General features: G+C 64.5%; 18 protein-coding genes and 3 pseudogenes. 7 read left to right on the top strand and 14 right to left on the bottom strand.

Translation table 11 applies throughout. From position 1 onward, the window contains the following. Nucleotides 1-92: 92 nt before the first annotated feature. Nucleotides 93-332 carry a helix-turn-helix domain-containing protein gene (locus ACFQ4G_RS21055; RefSeq protein ID WP_238209206.1) on the bottom strand — a complete coding sequence of 80 codons (240 nt, stop codon included), beginning with the start codon at nucleotides 330-332 and terminating at the stop codon, nucleotides 93-95. Nucleotides 333-464: 132 nt separating this feature from the next. Here ACFQ4G_RS21055 and ACFQ4G_RS21060 point away from each other — a divergent pair, with 132 nt between their 5' ends. The 4 genes from ACFQ4G_RS21060 (at nucleotide 465) to ACFQ4G_RS21075 (ending at nucleotide 3,422) form a co-directional block, all read left to right on the top strand. Beyond that, nucleotides 465-1,628, top strand: coding sequence for a hypothetical protein (locus tag ACFQ4G_RS21060; RefSeq protein WP_238209205.1), 1,164 nt, complete (start codon nucleotides 465-467; stop codon nucleotides 1,626-1,628). A gap of 2 nt (nucleotides 1,629-1,630) precedes the next feature. Further along, nucleotides 1,631-1,993 carry a hypothetical protein gene (locus ACFQ4G_RS21065; RefSeq protein WP_238209204.1) on the top strand — a complete coding sequence of 121 codons (363 nt, stop codon included), beginning with the start codon at nucleotides 1,631-1,633 and terminating at the stop codon, nucleotides 1,991-1,993. 96 nt (nucleotides 1,994-2,089) lie between these two features. Further along, nucleotides 2,090-2,413 carry a hypothetical protein gene (locus ACFQ4G_RS21070; protein WP_238209203.1) on the top strand — a complete coding sequence of 108 codons (324 nt, stop codon included), beginning with the start codon at nucleotides 2,090-2,092 and terminating at the stop codon, nucleotides 2,411-2,413. Between the two features lie 254 nt (nucleotides 2,414-2,667). After that, a protein-coding gene (locus ACFQ4G_RS21075; protein ID WP_238209202.1) for an IS5 family transposase occupies nucleotides 2,668-3,422 on the top strand; the annotation gives its coding sequence in 2 pieces (ribosomal slippage) (nucleotides 2,668-2,997 and nucleotides 3,000-3,422; 753 coding nt in all). 19 nt (nucleotides 3,423-3,441) lie between these two features. On the opposite strand, the gene terL is transcribed toward ACFQ4G_RS21075, so the two are convergent. From terL to ACFQ4G_RS21090, 3 genes and pseudogenes are all read right to left on the bottom strand, one after another. Then, entirely contained in the window at nucleotides 3,442-3,906 is a 465-nt protein-coding gene (gene terL / locus ACFQ4G_RS21080) for a phage terminase large subunit (protein ID WP_379041030.1), read from the bottom strand. Between the two features lie 12 nt (nucleotides 3,907-3,918). Further along, nucleotides 3,919-4,215: a hypothetical protein gene (locus tag ACFQ4G_RS21085; protein WP_238209200.1), complete on the bottom strand. Its 297-nt coding sequence runs from the start codon at nucleotides 4,213-4,215 to the stop codon at nucleotides 3,919-3,921. A gap of 70 nt (nucleotides 4,216-4,285) precedes the next feature. Next, a pseudogene (locus tag ACFQ4G_RS21090) lies at nucleotides 4,286-4,378 on the bottom strand (IS110 family transposase); the annotation flags it as partial. Nucleotides 4,379-4,525: 147 nt separating this feature from the next. Here ACFQ4G_RS21090 and ACFQ4G_RS21095 point away from each other — a divergent pair. Further along, a pseudogene (locus ACFQ4G_RS21095) lies at nucleotides 4,526-5,056 on the top strand (IS110 family transposase); the annotation flags it as partial. Between the two features lie 288 nt (nucleotides 5,057-5,344). Here the strand turns inward: ACFQ4G_RS21095 and ACFQ4G_RS21100 are convergent. The 5 genes and pseudogenes from ACFQ4G_RS21100 to ACFQ4G_RS21120 all read right to left on the bottom strand — a co-directional run bounded on the left by ACFQ4G_RS21100 (nucleotide 5,345) and on the right by ACFQ4G_RS21120 (nucleotide 10,282). Beyond that, nucleotides 5,345-6,099 (bottom strand): IS5 family transposase gene (locus ACFQ4G_RS21100; RefSeq protein WP_379041022.1). Its coding sequence is split into 2 segments (ribosomal slippage): nucleotides 5,345-5,767 and nucleotides 5,770-6,099, totalling 753 coding nucleotides; the frame shifts between segments, so codons are not numbered across the junction. 67 nt (nucleotides 6,100-6,166) lie between these two features. Continuing rightward, nucleotides 6,167-6,476: pseudogene (locus ACFQ4G_RS21105) on the bottom strand (transposase); the annotation flags it as partial. Nucleotides 6,477-6,666: 190 nt separating this feature from the next. Beyond that, on the bottom strand, nucleotides 6,667-7,944 hold the full coding sequence (locus tag ACFQ4G_RS21110; RefSeq protein ID WP_449288987.1) for a DNA modification methylase: 1,278 nt from the start codon (nucleotides 7,942-7,944) through the stop codon (nucleotides 6,667-6,669). Between the two features lie 187 nt (nucleotides 7,945-8,131). Continuing rightward, a complete protein-coding gene (locus tag ACFQ4G_RS21115; RefSeq protein ID WP_238209198.1) occupies nucleotides 8,132-9,313 on the bottom strand; it encodes a DUF5681 domain-containing protein in 1,182 nt (393 codons plus the stop codon). Between the two features lie 750 nt (nucleotides 9,314-10,063). Beyond that, on the bottom strand, nucleotides 10,064-10,282 hold the full coding sequence (locus ACFQ4G_RS21120) for a hypothetical protein (RefSeq protein ID WP_238209197.1): 219 nt from the start codon (nucleotides 10,280-10,282) through the stop codon (nucleotides 10,064-10,066). A 180-nt stretch (nucleotides 10,283-10,462) separates the two neighbouring features. Between ACFQ4G_RS21120 and ACFQ4G_RS21125 the strand changes: the two genes are divergently transcribed. Next, the gene (locus ACFQ4G_RS21125) at nucleotides 10,463-10,642 is read left to right on the top strand and encodes a hypothetical protein (protein ID WP_238209196.1); all 180 of its coding nucleotides are present in this window, start codon (nucleotides 10,463-10,465) and stop codon (nucleotides 10,640-10,642) included. Nucleotides 10,643-10,790: 148 nt separating this feature from the next. Here the strand turns inward: ACFQ4G_RS21125 and ACFQ4G_RS21130 are convergent, their stop codons facing one another. The 4 genes from ACFQ4G_RS21130 to ACFQ4G_RS21145 form a co-directional block, all read right to left on the bottom strand. Then, nucleotides 10,791-11,321, bottom strand: coding sequence for a MucR family transcriptional regulator (locus ACFQ4G_RS21130; protein WP_238209195.1), 531 nt, complete (start codon nucleotides 11,319-11,321; stop codon nucleotides 10,791-10,793). Nucleotides 11,322-11,744: 423 nt separating this feature from the next. Next, nucleotides 11,745-12,611: a type 1 glutamine amidotransferase gene (locus ACFQ4G_RS21135; protein ID WP_238209207.1), complete on the bottom strand. Its 867-nt coding sequence runs from the start codon at nucleotides 12,609-12,611 to the stop codon at nucleotides 11,745-11,747. Between the two features lie 165 nt (nucleotides 12,612-12,776). After that, nucleotides 12,777-13,910, bottom strand: a complete 1,134-nt coding sequence (locus tag ACFQ4G_RS21140; RefSeq protein WP_238209194.1) for a metallophosphoesterase — start codon at nucleotides 13,908-13,910, stop codon at nucleotides 12,777-12,779. A 302-nt stretch (nucleotides 13,911-14,212) separates the two neighbouring features. Next, nucleotides 14,213-15,334, bottom strand: coding sequence for an FAD-binding domain-containing protein (locus tag ACFQ4G_RS21145; protein ID WP_238209193.1), 1,122 nt, complete (start codon nucleotides 15,332-15,334; stop codon nucleotides 14,213-14,215). 350 nt (nucleotides 15,335-15,684) lie between these two features. Here ACFQ4G_RS21145 and ACFQ4G_RS21150 point away from each other — a divergent pair, with 350 nt between their 5' ends. After that, nucleotides 15,685-17,160 carry a protein adenylyltransferase SelO gene (locus tag ACFQ4G_RS21150; protein WP_238209192.1) on the top strand — a complete coding sequence of 492 codons (1,476 nt, stop codon included), beginning with the start codon at nucleotides 15,685-15,687 and terminating at the stop codon, nucleotides 17,158-17,160. Nucleotides 17,161-17,179: 19 nt separating this feature from the next. On the opposite strand, the gene ACFQ4G_RS21155 is transcribed toward ACFQ4G_RS21150, so the two are convergent. Further along, nucleotides 17,180-17,947, bottom strand: a complete 768-nt coding sequence (locus ACFQ4G_RS21155) for a carotenoid oxygenase family protein (protein ID WP_379041028.1) — start codon at nucleotides 17,945-17,947, stop codon at nucleotides 17,180-17,182. Between the last annotated feature and the right edge of the window lie 45 nt (nucleotides 17,948-17,992).

Raw genomic sequence — 17,992 nt, forward strand, 5'->3', positions numbered from 1 at the left:
GGGCTCACCCCGAACGCGTTTGCAACCCGGTCCCGACAGGACCAGAACCAGAACGGACTCTGGTTATGAGCGGGGGCAAACAGGGGGCAAGGTCAGAACTTCCCAAGCAACCGGTCGAACAACTCGCGAGGCTCGGCGTCGACGGCCCGCGCAATGGCGATGAACTCCACGAGATCCAGTCGCCGCTCGCCGCCTTCGTACTTTGCGACGAACGATTGCGGTGCGCCGAGCCGCTGAGCAACCTCCTGCTGCGTCAGGCCGACCCGTTGGCGCTCTTGCTTGAGCAGCGCAACCAAATGTGTGTGCTCTGTCGTACGAAGAGTCTTGCGCATGCGCTCGTTCCGAAGCGCAGCGGAGATCTGACTGTTTTAGGATAATCCCATTTCAGGATATTTTCCTGGACTGCCGGCCCAACCAGAGCGACACCTGCCGCAGGCGACACCGCCCGACCACAGGATCGATCGATGAACATCGGAACAGGGGTCTTCGTGCTCCGAGACGAGCACACGCTCGTCGCCATGCAGGCGGCAAGCTTTGCCACCGAAAACGACTTCCAGCGCCTGCTAGCATCCTTTCCCGAGTTACTCGCGGGCGATCAGATCGACACCGAGGTGCCACGTCGCTTCATGCTGGTGGCCCGTGAGAAGGGTATTGCGGCGGAGGAGGGCGGGTCGGACCGTTGGTCGCTCGATCACCTCTTCCTCGACCAGGACGGAATCCCGACGCTGGTCGAAGTCAAACGCGGCACCGATACCCGGATCCGCCGCGAGGTCGTCGGACAAATGCTCGACTACGCCGCGAACGCGGTATTGCACTGGCCTCTCGACACCCTCAGGGCTCAATTCGGGGCGCGATGCGAAGCGGAAGGTCGCAACCCCGTCGAGACTCTTAAGGATCTGATCGGCCCGGATATTGAACCAGAAACCTTCTGGGACGGGGTGCGAATCAACCTACAGGCCGGGCGGGTTCGGCTCCTGTTTGTAGCCGACAAGATCCCATCCGAGCTGCGACGCGTGGTGGAATTCCTCAACCGTCAGATGCAGCCAGCCGAGGTGCTTGCGGTTGAACTTCGCCAATACGAAGGGCAGGGGCTGAAGACCCTGGTGCCGATCGTTCTGGGCCGGTCTGAAGCCACGAAGGATCGCAAGAGCAGCCCGAGCCGCTCCGTGCTGCCAAAGCGCGCCTGGGACGAGGCAACGGTCATGGCGGAGATCGTCGCCCGCGGTGACGACGCAGTCTCGGCGACTGCCCGCTCGATTGCGCACTGGATGCATCGAAAGGCTGACCGCATTGCCTTCAACACCAGTCCAAATTTTGGCGCACTAGGAGCGATATTCGAGGTAGATGGGTCAAATATCCCGGCGCTCAGGATCTTCACTGACGGGACTATGGCGGTTTACTTCGAGTACATGCTCGGCAAGCCGGTCTTCGATGCCCTTACGCTACGCCAGGAACTCCTTGACCGGCTGAATGCCGTCCCTGGTATACGCCTGCCGCCTGACGCGGTTTCGAAGCGTAAGACGATCCCTCTCGCTGGTCTCACGCCGCCCGCGGTCGAGGCATTCCTCGCCGCGATGGACTGGTTTGTCGATACGCTGCGTAGCGGCGCTCAAAAGGCGGAGGCCTGACCATGCGGTCCTTCCTGCTCGCGACGACTGCGCTCTTTGCATTCATACCAAGTGTGTTTGCGATCGATAGTGCACGGCGACGTGTGATCGAGGAGGCCTGTTGCCCCTACGAACGGGAGGAGAAGGGGCCGAACGGGGTGATGTCGCCGCGCGAAGTGCGCTGCCGTCTGTCGATGGGCGAGAGCTACGCGGAAATCGATGAGGACATCACCGTCTTGCAGACCATGCAGGCAGAGCAACAACGGCTTGATGAGAAGTCACGCGCCCAAGCCCTCGAACGAGCCTCACGGGAGCGCGACACGGCTCTGCAGTCAGCCCCCGGTTTGTGTCGACGCATGGTGCAGGAGCACAAGGAAGGCCGGTAGTTTACGTCTCGGGCGATCGCTCCGTCCCTCCTAAGCGACGACGCAAGCGACGTTGAGCGGATTGATCCTGCCTCGATATCGGGAGTGACCCGATTCATGGATGTGCTCGGACACAACTACAGCGAAACCGATCAGCGTGCGCTCGTTCTGAGCGCAACATCGGAGGACAGATTCAAGCAGTTCGAAGGTTTCAACACCCTTCTCGATCGGATCGGTACGAACCTCAGGACAAGGGCCCAGCGCGCGCAGTTCTATGAAGAGACCGGACGCCGATCGGGCGGCCCTGTGCAGAGAGTGCCCAGTTCAAAAGACTACGCCTTCAGATGCTATCTCGAGCAGCAGTTCGGATCACTCCAGGCCGACCCATTCGATCGCGCCATGAAGCTTGACGCTTCGGGCCGCTACATTCGCCGACGTTGAGAAAGCCTTTACAACAACACCTGGGCTCGGAGTCAAAAGACGCTAATTCTCGCCCGAAGTCCCGCCGACTGCATGACTACAATGCCAGGTGGAGGGATCATCGGTCGCGACGCAAGCTCTCTCGTCTGATTCGAATGCCTTGGTTTGATTTTTGATACCTTGCCGCAGTGGGCCGGCAGGCGAACTAGGATCCGGACCCATAAATTTGGCTTGGCAGGAGTGTCTGTGATTCCTTTGTCATAAAGGAGGATCGGATGGACGAGTTTTGGCTGACGGACGCCCAGTTTGCGAAGATTGAGCCGCACTTGCCGACAGATACGCGGGGCAAGGAGCGCGTCGATGACCGTCGGGTGATCAGCGGCATTATCCACGTGCTGAAGTCGGGCGGGCGTTGGGCGGATGCACCACGCGAGGTCTATGGCCCGAAGAAGACGCTCTACAACCGGTTCAGGCGCTGGGCGGCCAAGGGCGTCTGGACCGATCTGTTCGAGACCCTGGCCAAGGCTGGCGGCCCACCCTCCCAGGTGCTCATCGATTCCTCGGCCGTGAAAGCGCATCGCTGCGCATCCGGCGGAAAGGGGGGGAGCACAATCAGGCCATCGGCCGTTCGCGGGGCGGGCGCACGACCAAAATCCATGCGCTTACCGACCGGTTCTGCCGCCCGCTCGCCTTCCTGCTGACGGGCGGACAGGTCGCGGACTGCAAGGCAGGAGCCTTGCTCCTCGAGCGCTCGCCCCGGTGCCGCATTCTGCTCGCCGACAAAGGCTACGACAGCGACGCCATCCGCCGGCAGATCGAGGCGACGGGAGCCGCCCCCAACATCCCGCCAAAATCCAACCGGCGCTGGAAGCCCTGCTTCTCGCCGGTCCTCTACAAGGGCCGCAACGCCATCGAGCGCATGTTCGGCCGCATCAAGGACTTCCGTCGCATCGCCACACGATACGACAGGCTCGCAACCCACTATCTCGCAGCCGTCTGCATCGCTGCAACCGTCAGCTATTGGTTATGAGTCCAGACCCTAGATCCATTTAGCCAAGTCCGGGCGGTCCATTGTATATCCCGCATCGGTCCTGACCGAAAAACCGATCTTGCCCATCATCGTTCTCTACCATGGTACGTTGCTCGATCGTCCGCCGTGTTGGATTCCGGCGCTGCAACGGCTGAAGGGTCGCGGTCTTAGCAACGAGGAAGTCGAGGGCCTGTGAGGTGGCGTCGACCTGATCGTCGCTTCGACCGAACGGAAACGCCAAGAGCTCACTGACGTAGTCGTAGGTCCACGACTCGGATGATGGGATCCAGACCTGCCCAGACTCGAATCGAGCGCTTTGCGCCAAGAGTCGGGCACGCTTGTCATATCGTGGGCGTCGCAAATGGACGCGGATACCGTTCGTCCGACGAATATCCTGCTGTAAGCTGCGCCCGAGTTCGGTATCCTCGATCAGCGTCTCGTCCGGCCGCCAGGCACGATGGCACTCGAGGATCATGTTGCGCAGCTCAGGCGTTTCCTAACGTCCTCTGATGAGATCAAGCAGATAGAAGTTTTCTCCATCCGAACCCCAGAGCAGGCCGACAGAGTAGCTGCTCGTAGCATCCAGGGTCGATGCCGTGTCCCAGCTTGCCACGAAGTACTTGAGCGAGGAAGGCTCAGGCTCGCAATCGAAGTACTTCAACCATTCGCGACGGATCACATTGCCGTCCGCTGGTACGGGATCCTGTAGGTACATCGCCGCGAAGGTCATCGACCCGACTGCGCGCCGCATCTCGTCCAATAACTCCCGCGGTTCGCGCTCTGCATCGAGCACCTCACCGGCTCTGCGAGCGTAGACGTCGTGCTCGCTCGGCCCGATCTGGTAACGCGCCGACTCCGACGTGATCGCGGGAATTCGGCGCCAAGCCGGCCAAGGCTGCGATGCGACGTCGGTCGAGTTGCCCGAGTTCTGGCATCTCGGCGATCAGCGTCGCGGCGAAGGCGAACGTCACTTGGGCATCTCCGCGAAGATGCCGATCGCTTATGGGATGGCCCGCCCCTTTACCGAACCGTTGGTGGCATGTTGCTGCTTTGGGGGAATGGAAGGATCGGGAATGGCAAAGAGTTCGGTCGCCGTGCTGGGTACCGAGGCGCAGATTGGCGCGCGCATCCGGTCCCTCGTCGTTGATATCCGCGAGGAATGGGCGAACCTCGACGGCCGTATCGAAGCTCTCGACCGGGAGTTTGTCGCGCATGCCCGCGCCGACGAAGCAGCCCGACGCCTGGTGTCGATCTCAGGCGTCGGGCCGATGACGGCCACGGCCTTGCGTGCAGCCGTCGACGATGGAGGCGCCTTCGCGTCCGCCCGCGACCTGCCGGCTTGGCTCGGCCTCGTGCCCCGACAGCATACGACCGGCGGCAAGCCGAAGCTGCTCGGCATCAGCAAGCGGGGCAACGCCTATCTGCGTGGGCTCTTCTTCCACGGCGCCCGCGCAGCGCTGGCCTCATTGTCCAAGGTCGAGGATGCGACCGGCCGATGGCTGCGCGGTCTGCTGGCACGGGCGCACTACAACGTTGTGGTCGTCGCGCTCGCCGCCAAGCTCGCGCAGATCGCCTGGGCGACGCTGCGCAAAGGAGTGAGCTTCGAACGGCGGCCGGAGCCGGCCCTCGCATAGGGCATCAAAAAAGATTGACCTGAGCCGGAGCGCGATCGCTCGGCGCGGGTCCACGAGGTCTGCGGGAGGACAGTGAAGATGGCCTGACGGTCGAGCGGCGTTCCGGAAGCCTGGCAAAAAAAGCGGCCCCCGAGGCCGATTCGCTTATGAGGCCCGGGACGTGCGGCTCTCCATCTTGGCGGCGGCCCCGTGCCGACATGCCGGATACGTTTGTGCAGACCGGTCACAGGCATCTTCATCGGCGGCCTTGCAGACGGGGCGGGCCATACGTTTTTTTAGGCTCCGGACTCATAACCAGTAGCTTACGGTTGCAGCGATGCAGACGGCGGCGAGATAGTTGGTTGCAAGCCTATCGTATCGCGTGGCGATGCGACGGAAGTCCTTGATGCGGCCGAACATACGCTCGATGGCATTGCGATTCTTGTAGAGAACCGGCGAGAAGCACGGCTTCCACCGCCGATTGGATTTCGGTGGGATGTTGGGGGCGGCACCCGTCGCCTCGATCTGTCGACGGATGGCGTCGCTGTCGTAGCCTTTGTCGGCGAGCAGGATACGGCACTGGGGCGAGCGCTCGAGGAGCAAGGCCCCCGCCTTGCAGTCCGCGACCTGTCCGCCCGTCAACAGGAAGGCGAGCGGGCGGCAGAACCGGTCGGTGAGCGCATGGATCTTGGTCGTGCGCCCGCCCCGCGAACGGCCGATGGCCTGATTGTGCTCCCCCCTTTTCCGCCGGATGCGCAGCGATGCGCCTTCACGGCCGAGGAATCGATGAGCACCTGCGAGGGTGGGCCGCCAGCCTTGGACAGGCTCTCGAACAGATCGGTCCAGACGCCCTTGGCCGCCCAGCGCACGAAGCGATTGTAGAGCGTCTTCTTCGGGCCATAGACCTCGCGCGGTGCATCCGCCCAACGCCCGCCCGACTTCAGCACGTGGATGATGCCGCTGATCACCCGACGGTCATCGACGCGCTCCTTGCCTCGCGTATCTGTCGGCAGGTGCGGTTTGATCTTCGCAAACTGCGCGTCCGTCAGCCAAAACTCGTCCATCCGATCCTCCTTCCCGACAAAGGAATCACAGACCTTCCTGCCAAGCCAAATTTATGGGTCTGGAGCCTAGGACGTCGCGCTCCATGCGCGTCCGGTCGAGTTCACGCCGCAGACGGGCGATCTCGGCGGCCTAGTCGGAGGGGGACGCCACCGGGCTCGCAGGCGCAGCTCCCGGTGACCCTGCTGCCCGCGGTGGTAGGAAGCCACCCATCAGTGCCGAGCGCCACTACCTCAGCATCAAGGGTTGGATCCCGAGTTCGGCCGCGATCTGCATCTGTGGTCGGCCGCTGCTCTCCAAAAGCGCTACCGCCTCGCGTTTGAACTCGGGCGTGACACCGAAGGTGCACCGAAGCAAACTCGCGTCTCGTCTTGGCCATCAAACACCTTCCCCGCACGCAAGAAGCGTATCAGAGGTGTCCGTGGAACCGGGGGAGGATCAACCGCCGGCTTCCTTAAAGCGATGGACTGGTTCGTCCACACGCTGCGCGCCGGCGCCACGAACGCATAGCGACGCTGAAGTGGGCACGCTCCTGAGCAGCCTCGCACCACCCGAGGATCGGGGGCGGGTCATGACCCGCGGGCTGGCCGAGATCGGCCGATGCAACGCCCATCACTCGCTGCGCTCTCCGTCCGAACCGGGGCCGGTTCGGACGCACGACGGGACGCGAGCGCGGCAAAGGTCTCGCCGCTCTGCAGATGGACGGCCTCGGTCTTCGTGGCGTCCTCGAAACGCCGGATGATGAGATCGACATAGAGCGGGTCGATCTCGATCCCGACGCAGCGCCGACCCGTCAGCTCGGCAGCGATCAGGGTCGAGCCGGACCCAAGGAAGGGATCGAGCACGGTCTCACCGCGATCGGTCACATCGAGCAGCGCATCCTTCAGCATCGCCACTGGCTTCACCGTCGGGTGGTCGGCGAGACCCCGCCGTGCGTCGGATCCAGCCGTCGAAGCGCCGGGATAGGTCCAGAGATTCGTGCGCCAGCGACCGTTCTGCCCGAGCTTCACGTTGTTGCGGTGAGGTGCGTGTCCTTTTTTGAACAGCGGCAACAGCTCGTGCTGCGAACGGTACAGGCCGCCCATCCCGGCGTTGGTCTTGCCCCAGACGATGAGGTTCAGCTGTTCTAACCCGAGGCGACTTGCGGCGCGGTCGACCGCGCTCAACCCCCGCCAGTCGATGAAGGTAGCCAGCAGCCCGCCATCGACGAGACTCCCCGCAGCCTGGCTCATCCAAGCGTCGTTGAAGCGGGCAAACTGCTCGTCGCTCATCTCGCCGCTCGCCATTGCGAACTCGCGATGATCGCCGCGCGTCACATGTCCGGCGATAGCCACGTTGTAGGGTATATCGGTAAGCACAAGGCGCACCGGTCCAACCGCGAGCTTACCCAGCCAGTCGGCTGCCTCGCGCGCGTCGCCGCAGACAACCCGGTGATCGCCGCAGCTGAAGACATCGCTCTGTCGCGTCACGCCGATCGCGGCTGGGTTCGGCACGAGATCGGCCGGGTCGGGCTCATCGTCCTCATCCCCGAGCCGGATCGCGTCGATCAGCACGGTGTCGATCCCGACGACCTCGATCGGCGCCCCCGCGACCACCAGCTCACGCAGGATGACCTCGATGGACGCGAGATCGTAGGTCGCCTTATCGGAGAGCACGTTCACGCCGAGCCTGATGAGCTCCCATTGCTCCGTCGTCGTGATCTCTACCAGCACGCACGGGATGGCTTCTAGGCCGAGACGCTTGGCCGCTTCGACCCGGCTGACCCCGTCAAGAATCCTGTCATCCGTATCGATCAAGACGGGGTCAACGAACCCCACGGTCGCAATGCAGGCCGCGATCTGCGCCACATGCGTCTCATCCAGCATATGGATCTTCCGCTCCGCAGGGCGAAGGCTCGCAGGATCACGCCGGACCATGCACAGGTTCGGCATGAGATCGTTACGACGCGGCGTCGAAAGGCTAGGGATGGAAGCCGGCTGCTTCCTTCGGGCCCTTCGCTCGGCATCTCGCTTCAGCAGGGCAGCCTTCAGGTTCCTAGACATCGCTCTGTCCTCCCAGGTGGGTCCGTGTTCGGGCGCGCGGCGGGGGCGGCAGCGGAGGGGCCGCGGGCGCGGTCACGGAGGGAGCCGGCGGGCGCGAGCGCGTCCTGATCCGTGTGGGCGGCGCCGACGCGATCGGTCGATCCGCGAGTTGGCACTCCAGCGTCGTCTCGAACGGCGGGATCGGCCCGTAGACCCGCTGGTGTTCCTCGAGCAACCGAGCCTTGACCGTCGGCAGCAGGAGCCTCCACGCGTGCTTCTGCCGAGCTGCCAAATCCGCCTTCTGACCGACCGTGAGGCGGGGCCGACGCCGCGCCTTGGGCGGCGGCGAGAGAAGGCCGAGCCCGTCGAGCATAATCAGGAGCTCCTTCACCTGCTGGTGTGCCCCGCACACGCCGTGCATCGCTGCGGTGAACAGCTGGCGGACCGCCACGGCGATCGCCGTGGCCTTGCGCGTGCGTCCGCCGGACGAGACGCCAATGAGCTTCATCATGGCCTTGCGGTGGGCGTCCCAGGGATCACCGCTGGCCCGCGCCGCGCCCGAAGGGTTGCCGCTCTGGCCGGATTGCCAGCGCGTGTGCACCGGCGGCTTGCGGTAGCCAACCTCGGATTCCCCGGTCCGACGCCGTTGCGCCGCCATCCGCCGCGCCGCGGCGCGTTCGACCCCGGGCCTGATGGCGTCGACCTCCGGCTTCCACTCGAAGGGCACGAGCGTTCGGATCGGACGGCTGCTTGGATAGTGGGCCTCGTACGCCCGCTGGATCTCCGGCAGGATCCTGCAGCAGATATGCGCCGCTTGCAGATGAGCGTGATCGCAGAGCAGCGCGTCACGGGCCAGCCGCTGTTTTGTGGCCGCGATGTCTGAATCTTCCGCCTTGGAAGCGTGCAAAATACTCTTGTCGACGAGGAATCGGGTCAGCCACGTCTGTTGACGTATGGCGCTGATCACGCCGCGCGCCGCATCCTCGCTAATTTTATCGAAGTAGACGTCGAGGAGAAATCTCCTCTTGACGCTGCCGTTCTCCCGAACCTCGATCAAACCGAAGGTCGCCATCCGGATATGGTTGATCGGGCTGTTCGAGCCGAGGCGCTCGATCTCGGCTGCGGCTTCCTGGCGTCGGCGTTTGTTCTTGAACGAGGTACGGGCCATCTGGGCGCTCGCCATCTTCGCCAGCACGCACGCGGGATCGCGTGCGGGTCAGGCGTTAAGGAAAGTGCCCCGGGCATCCCGGCGCTTGCTCCATCGGAAAGATGGTTGGCAGATTGACCGCGTGTATGTCAATTAAAAATGCCGGCGGCAGCATGAAAGCTGGCATCGTCATGGCTCATTCCGAACCGATGTACCTTCCGTTCGTTCTTTGGCGGAGTGATAGGTCCACTCAGATCTTTGGCTGACTTCGCGGAATAGCTCAGAGCTGTTTCTGTGCCGACCACCGCCCGTTAGATAGACTCCGGCGTGGAGCGCCCTAAGGCGACCGCGAAGAGATGCGCGGGTTCGTCACCGTCGCGACGTCCTTCGACTTCTCGACCTCGAATGGTTCTCTGCCAATCCGCAAAAAGATCCCTGCCGCGCGCGTAATAAATCCCTGCGTGAGCCTTGGGCAATCCCTGCTTGTTAGCTGGAAAGTCCCTGCACGGACACGCGCGAACCAGAGACCGGTTCGAGCCTGACTGCCCGCACCACCAGGCAGTCTGAAAAAACTGCTTACCTGGTGGTCTTCGTAAAAAGTGTCGTAGCGTTCGCGGCTTAGCCGGACCTCCTTGAGTATGCGCCTGTCTCCGTCGCTGGAGACTTAGGATGGTCCGCGAGATATCGGCAACGCTCAGCGGCGTTCGATCTCGTTTCCGCAGATGCGCCTCTTGGGATGATGCCCGAGTCTGCTATGGAAGGCCGGTTTCTGCATTTTCATGCATGGCATTTAATCGGCTACCGATCGTGTCGACGATCCGAGGCGAGAGATGCGCCATCCGACACGACGAGCAGGGCCTCGGCCGATCGCCCTTCAAGGATCAGAATGTCTTCGACGGCAAAGCGCAGGGAGCGGGCAGCATCGCCATCGGCGGCCTCCTCATAGGCGATGGCCGGCACTTCAATGTCGGTCAGGGCGGCGATCCGTGCCACGTGGTTGGCCGTCAGGGTAGACACCCCACGAATAAGAACATATAGAGAACATATGTTCTGAGCCGGGAGGTCAAGATGCATACCGCCGACCTGTGGATATCCGGAAATCCTGTCCCCAACGGTCTGTCTTCAGGCATGGCACGGCGGACATACGCCGGTTCGACAGTCAGCCCGGCATCGACGCGCATGCGTGGAGACCGATCCATGCATTTCGATGTCATGGAGGAGCGGCGTGATCGCTGGGGTTGGTCGCTGCGCGACGCTTACGGCCAGGAGATCGCCCATTCGCCGATGCCGTATCCCAGTCAGGTCCAGGCTTCTGCCGCCGCCTTGGCATTCTCACAGTTGGTCGCCGACGCCGGAAAGCAGATGCGCAGGCCGTGAACTGGTGCTCATGCGCTACAGCGCACGTTCCACCTCGCCGACACCGTGATCAGATCCGGGCGGCGGGGCTAATTGTCAGTCGAGTGTTACTTGGCGAGCGTGACCGCTATCCGCTGAAGAATGCAGAGCGGCCTAACGCGCTTTAAAATTACGCTGCCGCCGCAACCTTACGCGGTCGCCCAGCACGCTTCTTCTCGGGAGCGGGTGCCACGGAAGTAATCTCGACCTGCGGCGTTTCGGCCACCACCGCCTGCGACGCGTTCTTCCGCTTCTGCCCGAGCCCAAGATGAAGTGCCAGGGCCGAGCGCTTTGCAGAGTAGCCTGCCGCGGTCATCGGGTAGTCGGCCGGCAGGCCGTGCTTTGCGCGATAGGTCTCAGGGGTCAGGTCGCGAATCGTCAGGTGACGCTTCAGGGTCTTGTAAGGCTTGCCGTCCTCGAAGCTGATCAGGGCATCCGGCGTGATCGACTTTTTGATCTGTGCGGGCGTCAGCTTCTCGACCTTGTTCGCCTCGGCCAGAGCAGTTCCGCTGGCGGCAAGAGAGCTGATTGTCCCGTGGACCGAGCTCAGCAGAAGAGGCAGATCGGCTGCGGGAACCGAATTGTTCGATACGTAGGCAGAAACAATGTCAGCGGTGAGCTCGATCAAATCGTGCCGTAGGTTTTGGGAAACGTCGTCCATCTAGCATTTTCTCCATGGATAGATCGTTCACCCCTAGTCTATCGCACGACAAAGCTTCAATCATTTTTTCGTGCGGTTCCACACAGAGGTGAGCCCGCGATTTTATCGAGTGATTGGTTGACGATGGCATGACTGCGCCGTGTTTTCACAGTTTACTGGGTAGGATAGCGCTGTCTGCGTAATAACCAGCGCTCCTCGGCAATGGGCAGGCCGCAAGAACCATGCACTCCGACATGACGTCTTAAGCCATTGCTGTACCTCAAATGTAAAAGTGAGAGAGACTTCCGAATCGTTAATGTTGAGATCGAGAAGATCGGCGCCCCCACCCGCTCCGGACTAGGTATCGTTGGAAAGAAGGTTGTTCAGCCTTTGCCAGGGTGTTTATCGGCTGAATCGCTTTGGTTTCGATCCCTTGCTTGAGGTTCAAGGCCGCAGCGACCGTCCGTGGGTCAGCAAGGCGTTGATGAAGTTCCGGATTTCGATCTGCCGCTTTTCGCTGTCGCTGACTTGATCGTCGAGGCCTAGTCGCCATGCCAGATCGCGCCGTTGAGGCTCGCGATGAAACGCGTCGATCAGTACGGCCTGTTCCTCGACCGCAGCGCATGTCCGGGCGAGGCCGCTTTCCACGAGGGAGCTAGCTTGGCGACGAAGCGCCCCGCCGACCTCGTCGAGGCCGATCTCAGGATGATACTGCACACCCCAGAAGACCCCATTCTCGTGACGTATTTCGGCAGCTTGGACCACGGTGGCTCTGTTGCTTGCCAGCAGAACTGCATCGGTCGGCAAGGTCACCACCTCGTCGGTGTGGATGCTCGGCGCATCATAGGCGGCAGGGCGGCCCGCGAGCATGGGATGGGTGCGCCCCGCATCTGTTGCGGTGATGCGTCGGGCAAAGCCTGCCTCGGGTCCAGAACGGTTTGGTCGGACGGTCCCGCCCGCCGCGACCGTGGCAAGCTGCAGGCCGGCGCAGGAGCCGAAAGCGGGCGTACCCGACGTGAAGGTCGCCCGCATGAAGGCGACGGCGCGCCTGACCTCGGACGTTTCGTCGTACAGGGCCAGCGGCGATCCGGTCAGGAAGACAGCGTCGTAGTCACTGATGGTCCCGCCCGACTGCAGATCGCTGTCCGCGTCGGCTGGTCTGATTCTATCGCAGGCAGCGCCAGGGGCGAGGTGAGCCAGGATGTCGAGGTAGGTGTCGCCGGACGACCGGCCGACACTGTCGCGCCGTTCTTCGCGTGCTTTGGGCGGCTCGCTCTCGGCGATGAGAAAACGCAGCCCGCGTGATGTCACTTGCAAGGGAAATGGTTCTCCAGGGAGTCGTTCCCTGGCACGCGAACCGGCAGTCGGCACCTGTGTTCCTATCCTGGAAAACCTGCCGCAAGCGTCAGGTCGCCACGGTCGGGCAAATACGCGCCCGCATCACATTCCGCTGGGACTTCTTCGGGATGGCAACGGTCACTCCGCGCGACGCAGAGCCCCCGCCCGAAGCGTGATACGCGTCAGCTCGGACGGAGGTCCCAGCCGCAGGGCGAAGCCCGGCCATAGCCCCGTACCGTTGTTGACGTAGAGGGTCATGCCGCCGACCGCATAGGCTCCGGAGACGAAACCGCCATTGGCACGGGCGACCAGCCTGTCCAGGCCCACGATCATCCCACCGTGCGTATGTCCGGAAAGCTGCAGGGCTACACCCTTAGCCGCCGCCTTCGCCGCATCCTTCGGCTGATGGTCGAGGAGAACGATGGGGGCATCCGGCGGCGCACCGGCCAGCGCCGCATCGAGGTCGTGGGCCGGCTGGCCCGAATGCGAAGCCGACACGTCGGTCACGCCAGCCAGGATCAGGGCATCGTCAGCGCGTCTCAAGACCGTATGCCGGTTCGCCAGCACACCCATGCCCAGGTCGGCATAATGGCGCATCCACGCAGCATACTCGAAGAAATACTCGTGGTTGCCGGGTATCACCCAGACGCCGTCAGGTGCATCCAGCGCGCGCAACGGTTCGACATCGGCACGGCGCGATGCAAGGGACCCGTCGATCAGGTCGCCGGTGATGACGATGAGATCGACGCCGAGCGCGTTGGACCGCGTCACCACCTCTCGCGCCCACGCTGCCGGGAACAGGCGGCTGAGATGAAGGTCCGTCAGTTGAAGAAGGACATAACCTTCGAAGCGTGCGGGTAAGTTGTCGATCTCGACGGTGACGTCCTTAAGCGGCGGTATCCGAACGGCCTGCTGCACCGCCACCGCCGACAGGAGCATGGCCAGCGCCGCCTCGGCATAGCGCCAACCGGTGGAGATAGCCCAGCCGCCACCCGGCGCGAGCCTGGACGCCAACGCCGCGACGTCGAGCGCCAGTTGCATCGCCGACACGAGGAAGATCGCGCCGAAGGCCCAGTTGAACAGCACGATCAGCACACGCGGGAACTCGGGCGCGAAGACCGAGCCGGATGAGAGTCGGCTCCACAGGTGATACTGCGACGCAATCAGCAGAAGAACGGCGACGCCAGCCTTCAGCACCAGCGGCCATGGAAGCGGCCATAGCACTCGGGCGATGACGTACAGCGAGGGCAGACCGAAGATCAGGTGGAACATGCTCTCACGTGGGCGACGGTGGACCGTCGGCGTGGTGCCGATCTGTCATCCGGGTAACCCGGGCCATATCACTGACCGCGCTTCGAAGGTCGCATCGAACTCGCTCGGGCCCGCGGTCAGGTGCTCCCGAGCACATTTGAGCATGACACCTGCAACCCCGAGCGATCCCCCTCGACCACAGAAATGCTGCCGAAAGCGACTTTGGGACCTTGGTGCTGATCAAAGCCGTGACGGTCGGCGTGCGGCGGATGTGGGAGACGGGCTACCGATATTCGAACGCAGAGGTGATCCTCGTCGATGAGTCAGTCGGCGGCCCCCCATATGAGCTGAGGGGTGACCTTCCTCATCCGGGAGTAGCCTCGGGTCGCCGATGGCCACGCAGCCTCGTCCCAGGCCCGTCGGACGCGCAGGCACCCCTCCGGCAGCGCCATCGCCGATGGCCCGACCGGGGCCCAAGCGGTCACGGCCGGCAAGCTGTCGGCCCAACCGACATGAGCGTGGCCAGCCGGACATCCGAAATGAGCCTTGGCTCGAGCCAACCCATCGGCCATCGCAGCCTCGTCCGCAGCTTTGACCCGGTCGGAGGCGCCTTCGGCATGGGCAACGAGGCCGCCGATGCGCACGACCCATGCAGTGCCGAGGGAGAGGCTCTCCGGGTGCAGGTCGTCGAGGTGCAGGAGCAACGCCACCGCGCCGTCGGGCACGGCGTCGGCAGGCGATAACGGCACTTCTCGCGGCGGCATCGGCTCGTCGAGCGCATCGGGGTACTCGTCGAGGCCTACCGGGTCGAAGCGCCCATCGGTGTACCGACGGATGTTCTCGGCGCGGGCGACATAGTGCTTGCCCCGAGTGTGCAGGCCGGCGACCCAGCGCCAGGACAGGGTGTTGCTGGCTGGATCGCCATCGACCAGTTGGCGCATGAAAAAGTCGGCACCGAGGGCCCAGGGCAGGCGGAGGGTAAAGATCCAGATCGAGGCGAACCACATGCGCGCGTGGTTGTGGAGCCAGCCGGTCTCGACGAGTTCGCTCGCCCAGGCATCAAAGCAGTCGATGCCGCTCCGCCCCTCAATCGCCGCCTCATAGGTCCGTCGCAGCCCCGGTTCGACGGCGAGCTGTTCATGGCCCTCGGCGGCCAGCGCTTGGTAACCCGTCCAAGCAGCGGGATGGGTTTCCAAATGCCCCTTGAAGTACGTTCGCCAGAACACCTCGCTGACGAATTTCTCGGCGCCCTCATCACCGAAGGCAGCGACGGCCGCAGTGACGACCTCGGTCTCGGTGATCAGGCGCCGGCGTAGATAGGGCGAAAGCGCCGAGGTGGTTGGCCGTGCTTCCGGGCCCAGGTCGAAGTTGCGGGACCCGGCATACTCAGCTCCCTCATCTCTGAGGAAGGCGGCGAGTCGTTCAAGCCCGGCGGCGCGGGTCATAGGGAAGATACGATCCATGACCGTGAGCTAGCGCGCGGCGGGGAGAAGCCGATGCGACCGATTTTCGAGTGTCAGGGGGCAGCGTTATTTCGGCGACCCCCATGGGAGCGTCATCAACGGCCCAGGCTGGCCATCTCGGCCTAAAGGCGGGGCCAACACCGCCGATGGGGGCTCCCGACGCCTGCAGCCGCCTCCGGTGGCGAGGGAAACGGGCGCCCGGCAGGGGGGCGGGGTAGCGCGCAACCGACTAGCGCGGCTCCATATGCCCCAACCAACCTACCTCACCCTGATGACCGACCGGTCCCCGGAAAGCGCTTGTCCGCCGGCGCGATCGTCCATAGCTCTCGACCATGACCGCGATCCCGTTCGACAACAGTTACGTCCGCTTGCCGGACCGGTTTTTCGCCCGCCGCGCCCCGACACCCGTCGCAGCCCCGCGCCTGTCCCGCTTGAACCGCGCGTTGGCGACGAACCTCGGCATGGACCCGGATTGGCTCGTTGGCCCCGCCGGGGTGGGGATGCTCGCGGGGAACAGCGTCCCGGAAGGCGCCGATCCGATCGCGACGGCCTACGCCGGGCACCAGTTCGGCAACTTCGTGCCGCAACTCGGTGACGGGCGCGCCGTCCTGCTCGGCGAGGTCGTCGACCGTGACGGGCAGCGCCGCGACATCCAGCTCAAGGGCGCGGGCCCGACCCCGTTCTCCCGCCGCGGCGACGGCCGGGCTGCGCTTGGGCCGGTGCTGCGCGAGTACCTCGTGAGCGAGGCCATGGCCGCGCTCGGCATCCCGACCACACGGGCGCTGGCGGCAGTCGCCACCGGCGAGTTGGTCGTGCGTGAGACCCGGCTGCCCGGGGCGGTGCTCGCCCGCGTGGCGGCCAGCCACATCCGGGTCGGTACCTTCCAGTACTTCGCCGCCCGGAACGACGCCGAGGCGGTGCGCATGCTCGCCGAACACGCCCTCGCCCGGCACTATCCCGAGGTGTCCTCCGCGGAGCACCCCTACCGGGCGCTGCTCGACGGCGTCGTCGCCCGCCAAGCCGAACTCGTGGCGGCCTGGCTGCTGGTCGGCTTCGTCCATGGGGTGATGAACACCGACAACATGTCGGTGGCCGGCGAGACGATCGACTACGGTCCCTGCGCCTTCCTCGACGCCTATGACCCGCGCACGAGCTTCAGCTCGATCGACGCGCACGGGCGCTACGCCTACGGTCAGCAGCCGGGGATCGCCCTATGGAACCTGACCCGTCTCGCCGAGACCTTGCTGCTGCTGCTGGCCGAGGACGAGGCAGCGGCGATCGATGTGGCCGAGACAGCGCTCGCCGGGTTCAGCCCGCGCTTCGAGGCGGCGTATCGCGGTGGTCTCGCGCGCAAGCTCGGGCTGCCGGCGGACCGGTACGGAGCCGCCGCGCTCGCGGACGACTTGCTGGCGCGGATGGCTGGGAACCAAGCGGACTTCACCTTGACCTTCCGCCGCCTTTGCGACGCGGCCGAGCGGCCGGAGGCGGACGCCGGGGTGCGCGACCTGTTCGTCGACCCGACCGCGTACGACGCCTGGGCCGTGCGCTGGCGGGAGCTGTTGGCCGAGGGGGAACGGAACCCCGCGGCGACGGCGGCAGCGATGCGCGCCGTCAACCCGGCCTTCATCCCGCGCAACCACCACGTCGAGGCGATGATCGCGGCGGCGGTCGAACGAGACGATTTCGGCCCGTTCGAGGAGCTGTTGGCGGTGCTGGCGCGGCCCTATGACGATCAGCCCGCCCACGCCCGCTACGCCGAGGCGCCGGAGGGCGGCGGAGCGGGCTACCGCACGTTCTGCGGCACGTGAACGCGCGCCGACGTCTGAATCACTCCACGATCGTCATTCGGCCCTGATTCGGAAACCAGTTTCCGTGGAAGCCCGGCGGGATCCGGTGCCCGAGACGGACCGTGGCGACGGGCGGCGCCTCGAACACGCGCGCATCGAGAATCGTGAAGTCCGTCGTGTCGCTCACCGTGTCGATGACGAGCCCGACGAGCCACCCCTCGTCCTCGCCGGTCTCCGACCCCGCCGGCACGAACACGAACTCCCCCGGGACACGGTCGGGGCCGAATTCGTGCACGCGCCGCTCCCCCGTCTCAAGGTCGTGCTTGTAGATCTGCGTCGCCCCGACGAGCTGCGTGTTGCCGTCGGCGGGGACCGAGCCCGTGTAGACATAGCGGTGGGGCCGCCCGAAGCGGCGCTCGTCGATCCGGGGGAATTCCTGTGCCGCGGGGTCGATCACCCGCCGGTCGACCCGCCCCGTCGCGGGGTCGGCGGTCCAGCGCTCCAGCCGGCCCGGCGTATCGAGGCCGCCACCGGCCGAGGCGAACACCCTCTCGTAGGCGACGACGTCGAGGACCACCCGCCCGTCCGCGTCGTCGTAGGCATTGGCGACGTGGAAGACGAAGCACGGCTCGACCGCGCACCACACGATGTCGGCGGCGGTACCACGCCGGGGGAGCAGGCCGACGCGGGCGCGGTGGGCGGGGTTCCAGCGGAACGGGAAGCGGTGGCCAGCCAGGACCGCCCGCATCGAGAAGGTGAACCGCGCCGGGTTTTCCGGAGGCCCCAACTCTTGCGAGGATGGAGCCATGACGAAGCGAACCCCACCGTTTTCCCTTGAGGTCCGTGAGCGCGC

It is taken from the genome of Methylobacterium marchantiae (assembly GCF_042679825.1).
GTDB lineage: Bacteria > Pseudomonadota > Alphaproteobacteria > Rhizobiales > Beijerinckiaceae > Methylobacterium > Methylobacterium marchantiae.

Bases quoted from the DNA above. Each gene is read 5' to 3' on its own strand.
- ACFQ4G_RS21065 (WP_238209204.1), top strand. From the start codon at position 1,631: ATGCGGTCCTTCCTGCTCGCGACGACTGCGCTCTTTGCATTCATACCA.
- ACFQ4G_RS21145 (WP_238209193.1), bottom strand. From the start codon at position 15,334: ATGACCCGCGCCGCCGGGCTTGAACGACTCGCCGCCTTCCTCAGAGAT.
- ACFQ4G_RS21070 (WP_238209203.1), top strand. From the start codon at position 2,090: ATGGATGTGCTCGGACACAACTACAGCGAAACCGATCAGCGTGCGCTC.
- ACFQ4G_RS21125 (WP_238209196.1), top strand. From the start codon at position 10,463: ATGCATTTCGATGTCATGGAGGAGCGGCGTGATCGCTGGGGTTGGTCG.
- ACFQ4G_RS21140 (WP_238209194.1), bottom strand. From the start codon at position 13,910: ATGTTCCACCTGATCTTCGGTCTGCCCTCGCTGTACGTCATCGCCCGA.
- ACFQ4G_RS21150 (WP_238209192.1), top strand. From the start codon at position 15,685: ATGACCGCGATCCCGTTCGACAACAGTTACGTCCGCTTGCCGGACCGG.
- ACFQ4G_RS21130 (WP_238209195.1), bottom strand. From the start codon at position 11,321: ATGGACGACGTTTCCCAAAACCTACGGCACGATTTGATCGAGCTCACC.
- ACFQ4G_RS21060 (WP_238209205.1), top strand. From the start codon at position 465: ATGAACATCGGAACAGGGGTCTTCGTGCTCCGAGACGAGCACACGCTC.
- ACFQ4G_RS21055 (WP_238209206.1), bottom strand. From the start codon at position 332: ATGCGCAAGACTCTTCGTACGACAGAGCACACACATTTGGTTGCGCTG.
- ACFQ4G_RS21155 (WP_379041028.1), bottom strand. From the start codon at position 17,947: ATGGCTCCATCCTCGCAAGAGTTGGGGCCTCCGGAAAACCCGGCGCGG.